Origin of the sequence: uncultured Paraglaciecola sp., assembly GCF_943787955.1 — a bacterium.
Classification (GTDB): Bacteria; Pseudomonadota; Gammaproteobacteria; order Enterobacterales; family Alteromonadaceae; genus Paraglaciecola.
In genome coordinates this window covers 22,357-40,074 of record NZ_CALSOK010000009.1, presented here as the reverse complement: position 1 = coordinate 40,074, position 17,718 = coordinate 22,357, and the positions used below count along the sequence as shown (strand labels likewise).

Genomic DNA, 17,718 nt, shown 5'->3' with positions numbered 1-17,718 from the left:
ATGAAAAAACATCCAATAGACAGACTCGTTGCCTATTCATTGAAAGGTGAATTTCCTCAATTTGTATTTATTGTTGCCTTATTTTTAGGGACTATTGCGCTCACTTATACGCCACGTGAGGAAGAGCCACAAATAGTGGTACCGATGATTGATGTGTGGGTGGATGTGCCTAATCTATCTGCTCGTCAAGTTGAACGTCAAGTTACTGTACCACTAGAGAAACTGCTCAAACAAGTCCCTGGCATTGAACACATTTACTCTACATCACACGATGGGACATTAAATGTCACCCTACGATTTAATGTTGGCGAAGACAGAGAACGAGCATTAATCAACACCTACAATAAACTGTATTCTAATCAAGATAAAATCCCCAACGTTGTGACTAATTGGATTGTTAAACCCATTGAAGTTGACGATGTTGCAATACTGATAGTTGGCCTTTATAGCACCTCACCCGATCTCTATTCTGATTATGAACTTCGCAGAATGGCACAAGAAGTATCGACTGTTATTCAAAGTCTGCCCAATACCAGTGAGGTCAACATAGTAGGTGGCCGCTCAAGATCTATACAAGTATTGCTTGATATACAAGCACTGGCTGCCCGTCAAACCAGTGTCATGAATGTGGTAGATGCTCTGGCGCAATCGAATCAGCTCACTAGGCATGGAGAACTATCACTTGGACAAAATACACTTGTGATTGAGTCTGGAGATGTCATCCGTGATTTGCAGTCGTTAAATAACATTGTAGTGAACGTCATCAATGGAAAAATGGTTTTGCTAAAAGACATTGCCGAAATACGCGATGGACCTTCCGAGCCTAAAAGTTACCAGTGGTTAGAATTTGCAAATGGAGCAAATGGTGCGAATACTGCACAGCAAGACAAATATCCAATGGTAACTATCAGTGTAGCCAAACAAAAGGGTAGTAATGCTGTCACTGTTGCTAGTGATGTACTGGCTAAAATGGAAGAGCTACAAACAAAATTATTACCTGAAGAAGTGGATTATGAATACCTTAGAAATTATGGCCAAACGGCAAATGAAAAGGTCAATAACCTGACCTCAAGTTTGGCATTTGCGGTGTTTACTGTAGTGGTGTTTATTGGTGTGTTTTTAGGCTGGCGCCAAGCTATTGTAGTGGCCTTGGCCGTGCCTATCTGTTATGGACTGACTTTGATGTTGGACTTCGCATTAGGTTATACAATAAACAGGGTCACACTGTTTGCGCTTATTCTTTCATTGGGCTTATTAGTGGATGATCCGATTACCGGCATTGATAATATCACCCGTTTTATGGGTAATAAAAGTGCCTCAAATAAAACGAATATTATTGATGCTATGTCAGAAATACGTCCTGCGTTGATTATGTCAACGGTTACTATAATATTGGCCTTTGTACCTTTAGCTTTTATTACCGGCATGATGGGTCCTTACATGGCTCCCATGGCATTTAATGTGCCTGTTAGTGTAGTTATTTCCACTTTTGTGGCCTTTGCTATCACACCTTGGTTAGCGTCTAAACTATTAAAACCTTCGAGCACGGCAATAGCAGATAAAACCAATGGCGTTTACTCTCGAATATTAAATCCACTGATTGCTAAAAAAAGTAGGAGCAAGTTAGGCTTATGGATAGTGTTAGTTTTATTCATTGTTTCTTGTGTCTTGCCTTTAATGAGAAGTGTGCCTCTTAAGCTGCTGCCATTTGATAACAAAAATGAGATACAAGTCTTAATAGATATGCCGGAGGGCACCTCCCTAGAGCAGACCGCAGCAACTGTTGAAGATGTGATCCAAACAGTTAAATTATTACCAGAAGCTAAGGCAATTGCGAGTTATATTGGCCAGCCATCTCCCATAGATTTTAATGGCATGGTTCGCCAGCACTATCTGCGCCAAGCATCAAATTTGGCGGATTTAAGAGTTACCTTGCTGGATAAAACCGAGCGTGAACATCAATCTCACGCTATTGTTTTACGTCTTAGAGACTTGCTTGCACCCTTACAACGAGACCACCTGTCAATAAAAGTAATTGAAGTACCGCCAGGCCCACCTGTTCTGAGCACTTTTGTTGCTGAAATCTATGGGCAACCTTTTGTTAGCCCCAAAATTCATCAAGCTGCGGCTTTAGGACTGATGTCTCGTCTTAAATCTGAAGCTCATGTGGTCGAAATTGATTCGAGTATCAACAGTGAGCAGTTAATCTGGCGTTTTGTGACAGATAAACAAAAAGCGGCACTGTCAGGCATTTCCACCGTTGATATTAATAATGCCTTAACGGTGGCTATCGCATCTAAAAGGGCTGGCACTTATCAAGTTGAAAGCGACGCATCACCTGTACCAATAGAAGTTAAATTACCCTATAAAAACAGACAATCTCTGACCGATATCTTGTCATTGCAGGTTGTGGGGCAGGGTACAATTGCACAGCAGGATAATGGCCTTGGATTAGAAGTGTCTCCACAGTCACTGGTGAGTCTTGCAGAGTTGGGGCAATGGCAACAAACCAAAGTGTCTCAACCCATTTTACATAAAGATCTTGTTCCAGTGATATATGTGACTGCAGAGTTGGCTGGTCGTACACCAGCAGAAGTCATTGCAGATTTAAGCGCAGACCTTATTACTGATGAAGCGGGTCATTCAGTTACACAGAATGATTGGCAAAACAGAACATATTTACAATCTGGTGGGGGTGAGCCGTGGAAATTACCAGAGGGTACATCTTACTCATTTTCGGGTGAAGGAGAATGGAAAATCACTCTAGATGTATTTAGAGATATGGGCATCGCCTTTGCGTTTGCTTTAGTAGGCATATTCTTTCTACTTAAATTACAAACGTCTAGCTCGGCACTGGCATTAATTATTATGTCGGCCATACCACTCACTATCATTGGCATCATGCCTGGTTTTTGGCTCTTGAATCAATTTGGTGAGCGCACCGTTTCAGGCGCTCCCGACCCAATATTATTCACGGCCACCGCTATGATAGGCATGATTGCGCTTGCTGGCATAGTGGTCAGGAATTCGCTGATTTTAGTTGAATTTATCACCTTAGCCAGAGCCAGGGGTATGAATATCAAACAATCACTTTTAGCCGCAGGGGAGGTGCGTATGCGACCGGTTTTACTCACTGCAGGTACGACTATGTTAGGAAATTTAGTGATTACTCTAGATCCCGTTTTTAGCGGACTGGCTCTAGCCATAATATTTGGCATCATTGCTTCAACACTTTTTTCACTATTTGTCGTCCCTATGGTGTATTTCCTAGTGTTCGAAGATAAACCGCAAGCACCGTTGAAGGAACAAACCTTATGAGCATTAAAAAATGGGCTATCCCAGTATTCACTGTTGTAGGATTATTGGTCGTTGTGGCTTGGATGGCAGGCGTATTTACCAGCCAAGTTGCCCCTGGATTGCTTGAGCGTCCAGCTGAGAAAGCATTAACTAGTTTCTCTGTGAAATATATCACTAGGCCAATAGTAGAATCGATACCGGCTGGCATTAAAGCGAGAGAAGCGACCTTGTTATCAAGCCAAATCTTGGCTCGAATTAAAAACATTCATGTAAGGGCAGGGGACAATGTACAAAAAGGTCAGTTACTGGTTACGCTTGAAAGCGAGGGGCTAAAAGCACAGTTAGCTCAATCAATCGCTATGGTAGATGCTTCACAAGCCATGTTAACTGAAGCAAAGGCCAATTTTGAACGAGCTCAAACACTAAAAGAAAAAGGCTTAGTCTCACAAAGTGAACTTGATGTGGCAGTGACAAATTTTCGCCGTTATGGCTCAGAACTGGTCGCAGCAAAACAGCGTAAACAAGCGGCACAAACTGCCCTTGAATATAGCAAAATAACCTCACCTTTTTCAGGCGTAGTGGTTGAGAGATCTGCTGAGCCTGGCAATATGGCATCACCAGGGCAATTGCTTTTGTCTTTGTACGATCCATTGACCTTGCAAATTGAAGCTGATGTACGTGAATCATTGGCAACCCAGCTCGATATTGGTCGAAAAATAACAGTGAAGGTAGACTCTGTAGGTAAAGAAATTAATGCCATTATCGTTGAAATTGTGCCTGCCGCCGATCCCAATGCACGCTCATTTTTGATAAAAGCAGGAATAGAATTTGATCCTAATCTAAGGCCTGGTATGTTTGCCAGAATGTTAATAGAAGATGGCACTAAAGAGGTATTATCGATCCCAGTGGAATATGTGAAAAGTTTTGGCCAACTTGATATGGTGTGGTTATTAAAAAATGACAATTTAAGCCGACGTTTTGTGCGATTAGGAAAGTCTCAACTTAATCAGGTAGAAATTGTTTCGGGTCTCAACTCAGGTGACATACTGGCTTTGAGCGCTAATTAAAGAACATATAAACTTTCAGGAATTTATTATGCTAAAAACACTTCCACAACTACTGCAGCAAGCGAAACAAAACGTACAACTTTTAACCGCAAAACAAGCAGCACTAGATATTAGTCAAAATAATGGATTACTGATAGATGTGCGAGAGTCAGCTGAACATCTATCAGCGCCTGCGATTGGCGCTATTAATATACCTAGGGGAGTATTGGAAATGAAAATATTAGAAATAGTAAAAGATCCTGAGCGACCAATCTATTTACATTGTGCATCTTCGCTACGTGCTACCTTAGCGGCAGAACAGTTAGCCAGAATAGGTTATACAAAAGTCAGTGTGATAACTTGTAAAATCGACGAAGTACTTAAGATGCACCAGTATTAAGATTAACATCTAATACCAATTGGTATACCAGTTTAAGGTTGTAAACTTCCTCCCTTATCTGCATACCATGCGTTAATGCTTAACCATATATCCTCGGCTGTTTCTGCATACCAAAACAAATCTTGGTCTTCTTCATCGATCACACCTTCATCAACGAGAAAGTCAATATCTACCGCTTTTTGCCAAAACGACTGGCCCACTAAAACAACCGGCATAGGTTTGATTTTGCGCGTTTGAATTAAAGTTAATGTTTCAAACAACTCATCTAAGGTGCCATAACCACCAGGGAAAGCCACCAATGCCCGGGCTCTAAGCACAAAATGTAACTTACGAATGGCAAAATAATGGAATTGAAAACAAAGCTCAGGAGTAACATAAGGATTAGGGAATTGCTCGTTTGGCAGAGTGATATTGAGACCGACTGTTTCAGCTTGAACCTCTGCAGCCCCCCTATTGGCAGCCTCCATGATGCCAGGGCCACCTCCTGTCATGACCACTAACTGAGAGTCATTAGGACCATTTCCAGACTTACCCACAATGCCAGCAAATTCCCGTGCGACTTGATAATACTGACTTTTAGTTTGAATACGTTTGGCAATCGCTAGTTTATTAATTAACCGTTTATTTTGTGGCTTTTGTTCGATCTGTTTGTTTAATGAATCTATCTTTTGTTGTGCCGCTATTGGTTCAACAATGCGCGTGCTGCCAAACACCACAATAGTGTGTTCAATACCGTGTTTATTTAATAACACTTGTGGTTTTAAATAATCTAACTGCAACCTAATACCTCTAGCATTAGACCCTTTTAAAAAATCAATATCTTCAATAGCAGGCACATAAGAGCGGTTGGTCATTATTCCTTCTAGTTTATTTGCAATGGCGGGATCTTCACTAATGGGTTTGGGCTTTTGCCATGGCAAAGCTTCTTTACGTTTGACTGGATGAGGTGGCTTAGGAATAGATAATAGAATTTTTTTTCTGGGCATCTTAGTGCGCACTACATAAGGTAAAGAATGGCTCATCATAGTGGGTTGATAAGGTCTAAATCCATCCTAAATCGGGTCAATACTCGATCTATATCAATATTTATTAAGTCTAATGCACTTACACTCTAATCAATTAAATTATATATGGTCTAAAACATGGCAACTATTCGCAGGATCATCTTAGATGTACTTAAGCCTCATCATCCTAACGCCTATGAATTCGCCATGGTTTTGGCAGACTTAGGTAACGAATACGATGTGCATTTAGCGGTAATTGAAGTGGATGAAAATACTGAAACTGTACAACTTGAGTTAAAGGCTCCCAGTATAGATTTTGAAATGGTACAAGCTGCGATAATTGAGATGGGGGCATCATTACACAGCATTGATGAAGTCGATGCTTTTAGCCAAATAAATGATAGACCGCAAGATTAATTGATAACTTATATGGACATAAAAGGTCTCGTGGAACTGACCCATTCACAGGGCATTATGCGACGATATTTTATCGTCAATGGATTTGATGGTGCATTAACAATGTTAGGTCTTATTTTAGGTTTTTTATTCAGCACACCAACTGATATAAATAATATTATAAATGTGTGTATGGGAGCATCAATCGCCTTATGTGTGAGTGGTATTAGCAGTGCATATGTGAGCGAAAGTGCTGAGCGAAAATACGTTTTAACTAAGCTTGAAAATGCAATGATAACAGATTTAAGTCAAAGCTCTCACGCCCATGCAGCGCGCATTGTTCCCATTGTTATTGCGCTGGTTAATGGTCTAGCTCCGTTATTGATTTCGCTGCTTATCCTACTGCCATTATGGCTTTATAAAAGTGGGATGGTATTGCCAATATCTCCTCTTATTATTTCTGTTTTTATCGCGATGACAGTTATTTTCTTGCTCGGTGTGTTTCTTAGTCGTGTTTCAGGCATCTCTTGGTGGCAAAGTGGAATAAGAACATTAATGGTTGGCATATTAACCGCCGCACTTATTTTTGTTTTTGTGGGGTAATCGCTTGCAAAAAAACTTCTATAACCTTGACGTCAAAACGGCACTAATAGAGCTTGAAACGTCAGCTAATGGGCTGACTTCACAACAGGCTCAGCAGCGCTTGTTGCAAAACGGGCCTAACGTCATTCCTTCCAAGAAGACACGATCAATCTGGCAGTTATTTTTTAAACAGTTTGCTGATTTTATGATTATTGTGTTGTTAGTCGCTGCACTTATATCGGGTCTGGTGGGTGAATTAATGGATAGTGCCGCAATATTTATCATTTTGTTACTGAATGCTGTTGTTGGTACGATTCAAGAGTTTAGAGCCCAACGCTCCCTTGAGGCTTTACAAAAAATGGCGTCCCCATCTGCAAGTGTATTGCGTGACGGTCAAACGGTTACCTTGCCAGAAGATAAACTGGTTGTGGGTGACATTGTATTGTTAGAGACAGGTAATATTACCCCTGCGGATATGCGTTTGATAATGGTGGAAGAATTACAGGTTAATGAATCGTCAATCACCGGTGAATCACAGTCCATAACCAAACAGCAGACAAAACTAAAGGACAACAATCTTTTTACTGGTGACCAGACAAACAGCGTTTTTAAGGGAAGTTTGATTACTCATGGACGAGCCTCAGGAGTGGTTTTTGCAACTGGCCTAAACACAGAAATTGGTCAAATTGCCAACCTATTACAGCAAGAGGAAGATACAAAAACACCTCTGCAGATAAGGTTGGTGAAGTTTGGTCGTTACCTTGCGACTGCTATTTTATGTATCTGTGCAACATTGTTGGTGGTGGGACTCATACAAGGGCAACCATTAATGTTAATGTTTCTGACCTCAGTCAGTTTAGCTGTTGCCGCGATACCTGAAGCGTTACCTGCGGTTATCACTATTTCCCTTGCACTTGGTGCGCGTAACTTACTTAAGCAACAAGCTTTAGTGCGCAATCTACCCGCAGTCGAAACTTTGGGCTCAGTTACTTTTATCTGCACCGACAAGACTGGCACATTAACTCAGAATAAAATGACCGTTGAGCGGGTATGTGAAGGGCAACATCAATCTAGCCAGTTAGCCAAAGATTATGTTGGGCTTGGGCAAGCCTTCGGGGAAGCCCTTGCGATAAGCAATGATGTAATGCAAAAAGACGGCATTCCTTTTGGTGAACCTACAGAGATGGCCTTATTTGAATTTTCAAAAAGCAGTGGGTTTGACAAGGACAAAATCATACAACATATGCCCCGTAAAGCGGCTATTACCTTTGACAGTCAGCGAAAAGTCATGACAACACTGCATAGTAATTCTCCTAATATAGTAGCTTATGTGAAAGGTGCAACAGAAAAAGTGCTAGCTAGTTGTATAAAAACGCAACAAGGAAGTGAGCAAATAGACCTTAACAAAACACAGATTTTAGCTAATGCTGAGCAGTTAGCTAATGACGGTTATCGTGTATTGGCGTTGGCCAAACGTCACTTTGAATCAATGCCTGAACAGATAGACGCAGACACGATTGAGCGAGACCTGATTTTTTTAGGATTAGTTGCGCTAACCGACCCACTTAGAACCGAAGTGCCTCAAGCAATGGCTGATTGTATTTCTGCTGGTATCACCCCGGTCATTATTACTGGAGATCATCGAGGAACAGCATTGGCAATCGCCAAACATTTACATATCGCTAAAGGCGAACCCAAGATGCTAGATGGTAAAGAGCTAGAGCTCATAACCCATCAAGAATTGATCAATAACGTTACTTCTATACAGCTATTTTCTAGAGTGTCGCCCATTCAAAAATTAAAAATAGTGAAAGCATTGCAGGAAAACAATCAATTTGTGGCCATGACAGGTGATGGTGTAAATGATGCACCAGCGTTGCAGCGCGCTAATATCGGTATTGCCATGGGACAAACAGGGACTGATGTGGCTCGTGGTGCTGCAGACATGGTGTTATTAGATGATGATTTTTCAACTATTGTCCGTTCAGTAAAAGCGGGGCGTAAAATATTCGATAATATTAGAAAATTTATCAAGGACACCATGAGTTCGAATTCTGGTGAAATTTGGACACTTTTTCTTGCTCCATTGTTTGGCCTTCCAATACCTCTATTACCTATTCATATTTTATGGATAAATCTTGTAACTGATGGTTTACCAGGGTTAGCCTTTAGTGCCGAGCCAGCTGAACGGGATGTTATGAAACGTCCTCCACGACCTTATAATGAAAGTTTATTTGCTCACGGTATGTGGCAGCATATTTTATGGGTAGGGTTAGCAGTAGGGGGCTTATCTATTGCAATGTTAGCTTGGACAATTGAGCGTGAAGTTAATTATTGGCAAACATCTGTTTTCACTGTTTTGGTGTTTTCTCAATTGTTTCATTCATTGGTTGTGCGCAGTGATAAAGAATCTATTTTCACACTCGGTGTATTCAGTAATAAGCCAATGTTAATCGCCATTGGGGTCACCGTTTTGTTACAACTAATGGTTATTTATACACCTGCTTTTAATCAAGTTTTGCATACTCAACCATTACCTCTATCTGAGTTATTTTTATGTATCGCTGTTTCTTCTATTATTTTATGGGCAGTAGAAGGTGAAAAATACTTAATACGGCAAGGATTGTTGTACCAAAAGTACTGATAGAGCAAAACAGTCTTTGGACTTAGACTCACCCAAACCTATTATTTTATTTGACTCAAATCAATAATGCCCCCTCCAAAACCTTCTACTATTAATTATGTTTTATTAATGGGAGACCCCAGTGAATGTTGGAGAAATATGTTCAAAAAATGTTGTATATGTTTTAAAGCAAGATTCAGTGCTTGACGTCGCTAGAGTGATGAGGGAGCAACAGGTTGGGTTAGTCGTGGTTGTTGATAATACGAATGGAGAACTTATGCCTCAAGGTTTAATTACCGATCATGATTTGGTGCTCGAAGTACTCGCGGAAAACATATCCCCCTCTGTATTACTGGCTGAAGATATTTTGACCTGTGAATTGTTTTGCGTGAATGAAACGCATAATGTAAAAAAGGCACTTAAGTACCTGCGTTATTATGGTGTAAAAAGTGTTCCTGTTGTGAACGTAAAAGGCGCACTTGTTGGTTTATTTAGCATAGAAGATGCATTGGCTAAATTGTCAGGAGAATTTAGTGAACTAATAAAATTTCTGAGTTACGAACTGATGAATGAAAAAAAAATGGTATGAAATTAATACGGCCTGCAACAATATGACGTACAAACACGGTTACAATTCCTAAGTATTTAGCCAAACCAGACAACTTGGGAACTTCCATTACTGTAGAACTTCGAAAAAATGGAATCCCTAAACAGAGGTTTATTTTGTGACATGCGCTCTCATGGTTGTCACATGCCTTGCATACTATAGTTATTGCAATCGACATGATAAAGCAAACATAGGCTATTTCTCTAACCAATGGAATCCATTTTGATTCAACCCTGTCGCTTCCAACGTATTGACATAGTTAATTTGGCCACCTATTAAGAGATGTTATGCTAGATTTCATTGCAGTATTAGATGCCAATATAAAAAAGAAAACACGTAAGACATTCACTAGAACGTCTCAATTAGTAGCTGATCAAAGTGTCCACTAAGAAGAAGCGGTTAACACCATGAGGGTAGGTAAATTCACTATCATTAAATGGGTAAGACACTGATATAAAAAACGAACAGGTCACACCCTAATAGCCAAGATGTTGAAGTTCATCGGTTATTTATATCTAACATTTAATTAGTATTTTCAGTGGCCCAATAAAAATATATATTATTGAAATATAGCATCATTATTCTACTTTTCAGATGAACATATGTACTATCTCATTTCAATAAAAAAGAGCCCACCTAAGGTTTTATAGGTGGACGCCAAGGGGTTATGATAACTATATTTTGAGGGAATAAAGTGTGATTAATTGTCTTTCGCATAGATTAAAGCCATCAATATGATTATTTCTTACAAATACTTTTCTACTTCCAGTATATGTCTAGTTGTGGCGAGTACTGTGTCAGGATTAAGACTCATAGAGTCAATTCCAATCTGTACCAGAAACTCGGCTATTTCTGGGTAGTCTGATGGGGCTTGTCCGCAAATACCGGTATGAATACCATTTCGTTTACCTCCTTCGACTGCCAATCGGATCATCTCTTTTACGCCAGGATCACGCTCGTCGAAATCAAAAGCAACAATGTCTGAATCCCGATCTACACCTAAGGTGAGTTGTGTCAGGTCATTAGACCCAATTGATACCCCATCGAAAAGTTTTGCGAAGGCATCTATCTGAATGACATTATTGGGTATCTCGCACATGACATACACTTTTAAGCTATTGACACCACGCTTGAGGCCATTTTTAGCCATAGACTCAAGTACTTTTTCACCTTCTTGAATCCGACGACAAAAGGGGATCATCAATATTACATTAGTCATGCCCATCTCATCGCGCACCCGCTTCATCGCTTTGCACTCCAGCGCAAAGCCTTCAGCATAAACAGGATGAGTATAACGAGCAGCACCACGAAACCCAATCATCGGATTATCTTCTTGGGGCTCGAAAAACTTTCCACCTAACAAAGTGGCGTATTCGTTACTTTTGAAGTCGCTCATGCGCACAACACAGGGTCTTGGATATACCGCAGCTGCAATGGTAGCAACACCTTCAGAAAGGGTTTTAATGAAAAAGTCTTGATGGTTTTCATAGGCGGTGCAGATCGTGTCGATTTTATCCCTAGTCACATCATCAACTTTTTCTGGGTGTTTAAACGCCATCGGATGCACCTTGATGTATTCATTAATAATAAATTCCATTCGTGCCAGTCCAATGCCATCAACAGGTAAAGAGGCAAGACTAAAAGCTTGATCTGGATTACCCAAATTCATCATGATCTGTGTTTTGGGCTTTGATAGTTGACTGAGATCAGTATGTTCAATATCGAAGTTTAAAATACCCTCATATATATGACCAAGTTCACCTTCTGCACAACTAACCGTTACGGCTTGCTTATTGCAAAGTTTTTCAGTGGCGTTATTGGTACCTACAATCGCAGGGATCCCCAATTCACGTGCCACAATAGCGGCATGACAAGTGCGACCTCCTCTATTAGTCACTATCGCTGCGGCGATTTTCATGACAGGTTCCCAGTCTGGTGTGGTGGTTTCGGCAACTAGTACTTCCCCAGGTTTAAAGTCGCTCAGAAGCTTAACATTGTTGATCACTCTCACTTTTCCAGCACCTATTCGAGTACCAACAGCCTGACCCTTTGCAATGATGCTGGCGCTTTCTTTGAGGTGGTAAACTTTAAGAGTTGTACTATTTGTTTGTGAGGATACTGTTTCAGGCCGAGCTTGCACAATATAGAGTTTTCCGTCGATACCGTCTTTTGCCCACTCCATATCCATAGGTTTGTAAAAGCCGGCTTTTTGCGAATAATGGTTTTCAATTTTAATAGCGTAGTCGGCCAACAGCATGACATCGTCGTCGGTAATACAAAAGTGTGCTCTTTCTTCATTGCTGGTATCTATGTTTTCGGTATATTCCACAGATATATTGTTGGTATTGAGATTATCTGTAAAAATCATTTTTAATTTTTTTTGTCCCAATCGGCGTTTCAATACACTACGGTAACCTTTGTCAAAGGTGGGTTTGTGAACATAGAAACTGTCAGGTTCGATTGTGCCTTGAACGATATTTTCGCCTAAACCCAAAGCAGCATTAATGAAAACCACATCTTTGAAGGCAGTCTCTGTATCTAGGGAAAACATCACGCCACTGGTTCCTATATCACTACGTACCATCTTCATCACCACAACAGAGAGATACACATTGTAGAAGTCAAAATTATTATCATACTTGTAGTGAATCGAACGGTCGGTAAAATTTGACGCTAAGCAGCGTTGATAAGCATCAAGCAAAGCCTCGTCTCCACTGATATTAAGGTAACTATCGTTTTGTCCAGCAAAAGAAGCTTCAGGGGAGTCTTCGGCAGTCGCCGAGGAGCGTACCGCCAGAGATATTTCATTTCCATATTCTTGTTTAAGTTGATTATAACCACTCAAAATCGATGTTTTAAGGTCATCAGGTAGTTTGCATTTTAATACAATTTCTCGAGCTTTTTTGCCGCATTGCTGTAAAGCCTTAATATTGTCGGGTTCGAGCCCATCAAGCACATCATGTAATAGTGGCCACACATTATTGTACTCAAGTACATAGTTATACGCCTGCGCTGTAATGGCAAAACCATTGGGCACCCGCACCCCTTCGACAGTTAGGTTTTGGAACATCTCACCTAACGAAGCGTTCTTGCCACCAACTGAGGAAACATCGTCTATATTAAGTTCCTTGAACCAGCGAATATAACTTGTTGAATCTGTCATAAAATGTTCCTTTTCATCTTAATTAGGTTTTAGGCTTTTTAGGCCTAAAGTTAGTTAATCCATTAAATGGCTTCAATTTATAATAATATTTAGAAACATCTCATTGCTTTAGCTATTTTTCGATATCAAAATATATATGCACAGTGTTGTGCCAATTTGCTTGTGTTCATAGTAAAAATTTAAGCTTTGGCCCTTTGTGAATGACTACCAAGTGAACTAGGAAAATCATGTTTTAAACTGTATAACCCTGTTATGAGTTCAGCATTTCCAAAACATATTCCCATCGACAGTGCAGTGGCTAGGGCAGGGGTTTCTCTTTTCACTAATCTACTTTTATCAGCGACATTTTTAAGAGATGTACTGCACAGTTGGTTGTTTTTAAGCACCACTACTGTTCCAAAATGTTTGTTTGCCACTAATGACGCCGCATAACAGCCAAGGTTAGTAGCAAAGACTCGGTCGTACGCTGATGGTGAGCCCCCTCGTTGAATATGCCCTAAGATTGTGGCCCTTATTTCAGCGTCTATTTTTTGTTCTAACTGCATTTTTAACACATTGGCTACGCCGCCTAAACGTATAGGCTCAACACCAAATTCGTTGGTTTCGCGAACGGTCAATTGCCCACCAACCTGTTTAGCCCCCTCGGCTACCACTATAATAGAATAATGTTGCTCACCCATTCGTGATTTACAAGCTTTGGCTACTTCATCAATATCATATGCAAACTCGGGGATAATAATAACGTCAGCACCACCTGCAATACCTGCATGTAAGGCTATCCACCCAGCATATCTGCCCATGGTTTCAAGTATCATAACGCGCTTATGAGATTGTCCAGTAGTGCGCAGGCGGTCTAATGCGTCAGTCACGATACCAATAGCGGTATCAAAGCCAAACGTTCGATCAGTACCCATTAGATCATTATCAATGGTTTTGGGTATGCCGACTATATTCATACCCAGTTTCGACAGCTCATACGCGATAGATAACGTGCCATCACCACCGATTACGACTAATCCGTCTAACCCAAGGTTGAGATAATAATCCATCACTTCGCTTGATACGTCTTTACCTTTAAAGTTAAATGGGCTAGCAGTGTTATTAGTGCCAAGTATGGTGCCCCCTTGAGATAAAATACCACTGCAATCCGCATAGTCTAAGGGTTTAATACGCTGCTCTATCAGTCCTAAAAAGCCATCATAGATACCGATAATTTCAGCTGAGCAATTGATCATCAAACTTTTAGACACTGCACGAATAGCGGCGTTTAAACCAGGGCAATCTCCTCCACCGTTTAACACACCAATACGCAATGCTTTTTTCTTCATAGGGAGTCCCTTAGTCTGGTATCAAGCGATTACATTATTATGTGGGATGTTGGATGCCTACTATTGATGCTGATCAAGTTCTTCATATATGTAATCTTGATGTTGTTATTCATATTGAATAGCAACATCAAAGTTTAATACTAAAAGAATTGTAAATTGTGTTGACTCATATCAAGTGGAATCAAAGTTATTTATGCTGAAATGGACTTTAAATATTCTTTCTATTTAGGTTGACAAATAATGGCCACAATCAAGTTTTTAGGAGCTGCACAAGAAGTCACAGGCTCATGTCATATGCTTGAGGCACCGTCATTAGGCCGAATATTATTGGATTGTGGTATGCATCAAGGAGGAAGCAGAGTCGATAGGGAACAACAGGAAATATTTTTATTTGACCCACATACAATTGATGCAGTCATTCTATCTCATGCTCACCTCGATCATAGTGGAATGTTACCCCAATTAGTTCACGACGGTTATGATGGGCCCATTCATTGCGCCGACGCCACCGCTGATTTATTACAGGTTATGCTACTTGACTCAGTCAGTATTTACTTAGGTGATTTACAGCGTGAAAATCGCATCTTAGCTCGTAAAGGTAAACCTTTATTAGAGCCTAAATACACAGAAAAGGATGTATCTAAAACATTATCTTTGTGCCAATCCCATATTTATAAAGCTGATTTTTTTATATCTGCTGGAGCAAAAGTGACATTTCATGATGCAGGTCACATTCTTGGATCAGCCATTATTGAACTAACATTTAGTGATAAAGGTAAAAATAAAAAAGTCGTTTTTTCCGGAGATTTAGGTAACAAAAATGCAGTGTTAATGAATGATCCAACTGTGCTCAAAGAAGCTGATTTGCTGTTGATGGAGGGTACCTACGGCGATCGTGACCACCGACCAATGGAAGATACGGTTGCTCAATTAAAACAGATATTACTGAATACCCAAAAGCGAGGAGGAAACATCATGATCCCCGCGTTTGCTGTGGGTCGCACTCAAGAATTATTATTTTATTTAGGTCAATTGCATCGGGATGGTTTGCTGGATAACTGGCAAGTGATACTCGACAGCCCTATGGCAATTGAGGTAACAAAAGTCTATGACCGCTGGTTTGAATCCCTTGACAGTCAAGAAATTGAACAAGCTACTCCAAAAGCTCATTCTATTATCAAAGACTTTATTCCACGATTATTTTTGTCTGTCACAACGGAAAACTCCATGGCAGTGAACAATATTGCCAAAGGTGCCATTATCATTGCTGGCAGCGGGATGTGCACTGGTGGGCGTATTCGACATCACTTTAAACAACGCATATGGGATTCTCGCAACACCATCATTTTTTGCGGTTTCCAAGCCCAAGGTACCCTGGGTCGTTTGTTGGTAGATGGCAAACAGTATATTAAAATTTTTAACGAATCTTATAATGTGAAAGCCAAAGTTGAAACACTAGGTGGTTTTTCGGCCCATGCAGGACAACAGGAGTTAATGGATTGGGTTTCAAACTTTGATGACTCAACAAGAGTTGCTTTGGTGCATGGGGATCCGGAGGCACTGGAAGCGTTATCACAAAGGTTGTGGAATGAAAAAAAGATTGCCACGGACATTCCACAAGTAGGCCACTGCATTGCTTTTTAAATAAACCTGTTAAAAATGTAAAAATTATAAAAGTGTCTAGAAGGTATTTCTGTCGATAGTAAAAGAGCATTTCGAGATTGGGTTTTTATAATTTATTATATTTATGACTGTCGAGCAGTATATTTATAGATTGGTCTTCTGCTAATTATGAATCTAAACCCAATGCTATTTAACTATCAAAAGTTGATATAAGTCAAAAGACCAAAACCATAAATATCTATGATCGGCATCAAACACAGGATGTAGATATTTGTGTTAGGTTGCTCTGTATATGGGCATGTTTATTATTAGTAATTTAAATGTAATAGAGGTCTGCACGAATGGAAACTGCCGATGTAGAAAGTTTTATAAAATGTGAATTAGATGGACAATCGATAACAATTCGACCCATTAACATCCAAGATATGACGCTTGAATCTGATTTCATCGACCATTTATCCCCAGAAACTAAGCATTATCGTTTTTTTGGGGCTATCCATAACGTATCGGAAAAAACCTTAAAAACATTCTGTGATGTAGACGGCAAAAGAACAATGGCATTTATTGCTACCGAACTGGTAAATGCAAAAGAGATAGAGATTGGTGTCTGTCGCTATGTGGTTACTAGCAAACCAGATGTCTATGAATTAGCTCTGACAATAGCTGACAAATGGCAACATAAAGGGTTAGGAAAGTTGCTAATGAACCAGTTAATAAGTTACGCCAAAAGTCATGGTATTAAATGGTTATATTCGGTGGAATTAGCCGACAATGCTCTCATGCATAATTTGTGTAAAGAACTTGGAATGCAGGCAAAAATAGACCCTGATGATGTCCATCAAATTATCTACTCTCTAGCCTTCTAAAAATATTTCACCAATGAATTTTATAAATTAATAGTGGTAGGTATTAAATTGGCACAGTAATAAAGATTATTTTAGGAATTTATTTTTAAAGAATAAAAATATGAGGCAACATCATGAAAAATGAATTAACAGACAATGCAAAAGCAGAAATCGAAAAGTTGGTTGCACAAGTTAAACAAGAAAGGGACGAGATTGTGTTAAAAACACATTTATTCCAAGCTGATGCTAAAGATGAGTGGCATAAAGTTGATAAACAATGGGAGCATTTCAAATTTAAAGCAGGTCAAGTAGGTAAGGAGGCAAAAGGAGCATCAGGTGATGTTACTGCAGCAGCAAAATTATTAGCCGAAGAAATAATGAGAAGCTTTCAACGTATTCGTAAATCACTTTAGGCTTAAAGTCATAATTAATCGAAAAGTTGTTTTATTAGCATATTTAAAAAAACAATATCACCAAAAACACAGCAACATATATTAGCAATATCTGTTGCTTTAAAAAACATTTGAACATTATTTTTAACCCTCACTTTACATTTGAAATCTTATGCTGCGACAACCCCATCCGCATGGCAAAATAGTTAATTTGCCTTAATCTAAACATATTTTGCATCTGTTACCAAAATGACTCAAACATATAATGTTAACTGAGATGTTTCACACAAAATTTCGCTTATTGTGGAACTTCTATTGCTTATTTAAATACTTGCGGCTGGCTTTGGCTTATCACCATTTTGTCTTTATAGTTCACTAGTAAACGCCTCTTCTCATATCACATATCAAATTC

At 39.7% G+C, this 17,718-nt stretch carries 13 protein-coding genes; 10 read left to right on the top strand and 3 right to left on the bottom strand.

All coding sequences use genetic code 11. The features are described 5' to 3' along the window. Genes Q0Y52_RS07500 through Q0Y52_RS07490 form a run of 3 tightly spaced genes read left to right on the top strand, consistent with a single transcriptional unit; the run spans window position 1 to window position 4,743 of the window. On the top strand, window positions 1–3,318 hold the full coding sequence (locus Q0Y52_RS07500; protein ID WP_297820140.1) for an efflux RND transporter permease subunit: 3,318 nt from the start codon (window positions 1–3) through the stop codon (window positions 3,316–3,318). Beyond that, a complete protein-coding gene (locus Q0Y52_RS07495; RefSeq protein WP_297820137.1) occupies window positions 3,315–4,364 on the top strand; it encodes an efflux RND transporter periplasmic adaptor subunit in 1,050 nt (349 codons plus the stop codon). The genes Q0Y52_RS07500 and Q0Y52_RS07495 overlap by 4 nt, the downstream gene beginning before the upstream one ends. A gap of 28 nt (window positions 4,365–4,392) precedes the next feature. Continuing rightward, the gene (locus Q0Y52_RS07490) at window positions 4,393–4,743 is read left to right on the top strand and encodes a rhodanese-like domain-containing protein (protein ID WP_297820134.1); all 351 of its coding nucleotides are present in this window, start codon (window positions 4,393–4,395) and stop codon (window positions 4,741–4,743) included. Window positions 4,744–4,775: 32 nt separating this feature from the next. Here the strand turns inward: Q0Y52_RS07490 and Q0Y52_RS07485 are convergent, their stop codons facing one another. Further along, the gene (locus Q0Y52_RS07485) at window positions 4,776–5,729 is read right to left on the bottom strand and encodes an LOG family protein (protein WP_297820131.1); all 954 of its coding nucleotides are present in this window, start codon (window positions 5,727–5,729) and stop codon (window positions 4,776–4,778) included. Between the two features lie 156 nt (window positions 5,730–5,885). Between Q0Y52_RS07485 and Q0Y52_RS07480 the strand changes: the two genes are divergently transcribed. From Q0Y52_RS07480 to Q0Y52_RS07465, 4 genes are all read left to right on the top strand, one after another. Then, on the top strand, window positions 5,886–6,164 hold the full coding sequence (locus Q0Y52_RS07480) for a DUF211 domain-containing protein (RefSeq protein ID WP_297820128.1): 279 nt from the start codon (window positions 5,886–5,888) through the stop codon (window positions 6,162–6,164). 102 nt (window positions 6,165–6,266) lie between these two features. Then, window positions 6,267–6,746 (top strand): VIT1/CCC1 transporter family protein, encoded by a 480-nt coding sequence (locus Q0Y52_RS07475; RefSeq protein ID WP_297820124.1) that lies wholly within the window; start codon window positions 6,267–6,269, stop codon window positions 6,744–6,746. Between the two features lie 4 nt (window positions 6,747–6,750). Beyond that, complete coding sequence (locus Q0Y52_RS07470) at window positions 6,751–9,369, top strand: calcium-translocating P-type ATPase, PMCA-type (RefSeq protein WP_297820121.1); 2,619 nt, start codon at window positions 6,751–6,753, stop codon at window positions 9,367–9,369. Window positions 9,370–9,490: 121 nt separating this feature from the next. Continuing rightward, a complete protein-coding gene (locus Q0Y52_RS07465) occupies window positions 9,491–9,937 on the top strand; it encodes a CBS domain-containing protein (protein ID WP_297820118.1) in 447 nt (148 codons plus the stop codon). Between the two features lie 763 nt (window positions 9,938–10,700). Here Q0Y52_RS07465 and ppsA read toward each other — a convergent pair. Together ppsA and Q0Y52_RS07455 are read right to left on the bottom strand one after the other, a co-directional pair. Beyond that, window positions 10,701–13,118, bottom strand: a complete 2,418-nt coding sequence (gene ppsA, locus Q0Y52_RS07460; RefSeq protein WP_297820114.1) for a phosphoenolpyruvate synthase — start codon at window positions 13,116–13,118, stop codon at window positions 10,701–10,703. A 179-nt stretch (window positions 13,119–13,297) separates the two neighbouring features. Beyond that, on the bottom strand, window positions 13,298–14,446 hold the full coding sequence (locus Q0Y52_RS07455) for an ATP-dependent 6-phosphofructokinase (RefSeq protein WP_297820111.1): 1,149 nt from the start codon (window positions 14,444–14,446) through the stop codon (window positions 13,298–13,300). Window positions 14,447–14,686: 240 nt separating this feature from the next. Here Q0Y52_RS07455 and Q0Y52_RS07450 point away from each other — a divergent pair, with 240 nt between their 5' ends. The 3 genes from Q0Y52_RS07450 (at window position 14,687) to Q0Y52_RS07440 (ending at window position 17,327) form a co-directional block, all read left to right on the top strand. Beyond that, window positions 14,687–16,090: an MBL fold metallo-hydrolase gene (locus Q0Y52_RS07450; RefSeq protein ID WP_297820108.1), complete on the top strand. Its 1,404-nt coding sequence runs from the start codon at window positions 14,687–14,689 to the stop codon at window positions 16,088–16,090. Window positions 16,091–16,410: 320 nt separating this feature from the next. Next, window positions 16,411–16,935 (top strand): GNAT family N-acetyltransferase, encoded by a 525-nt coding sequence (locus tag Q0Y52_RS07445; RefSeq protein WP_297820105.1) that lies wholly within the window; start codon window positions 16,411–16,413, stop codon window positions 16,933–16,935. A gap of 113 nt (window positions 16,936–17,048) precedes the next feature. Continuing rightward, complete coding sequence (locus tag Q0Y52_RS07440) at window positions 17,049–17,327, top strand: hypothetical protein (protein ID WP_297820102.1); 279 nt, start codon at window positions 17,049–17,051, stop codon at window positions 17,325–17,327. The last annotated feature ends 391 nt before the right edge of the window (window positions 17,328–17,718 follow it).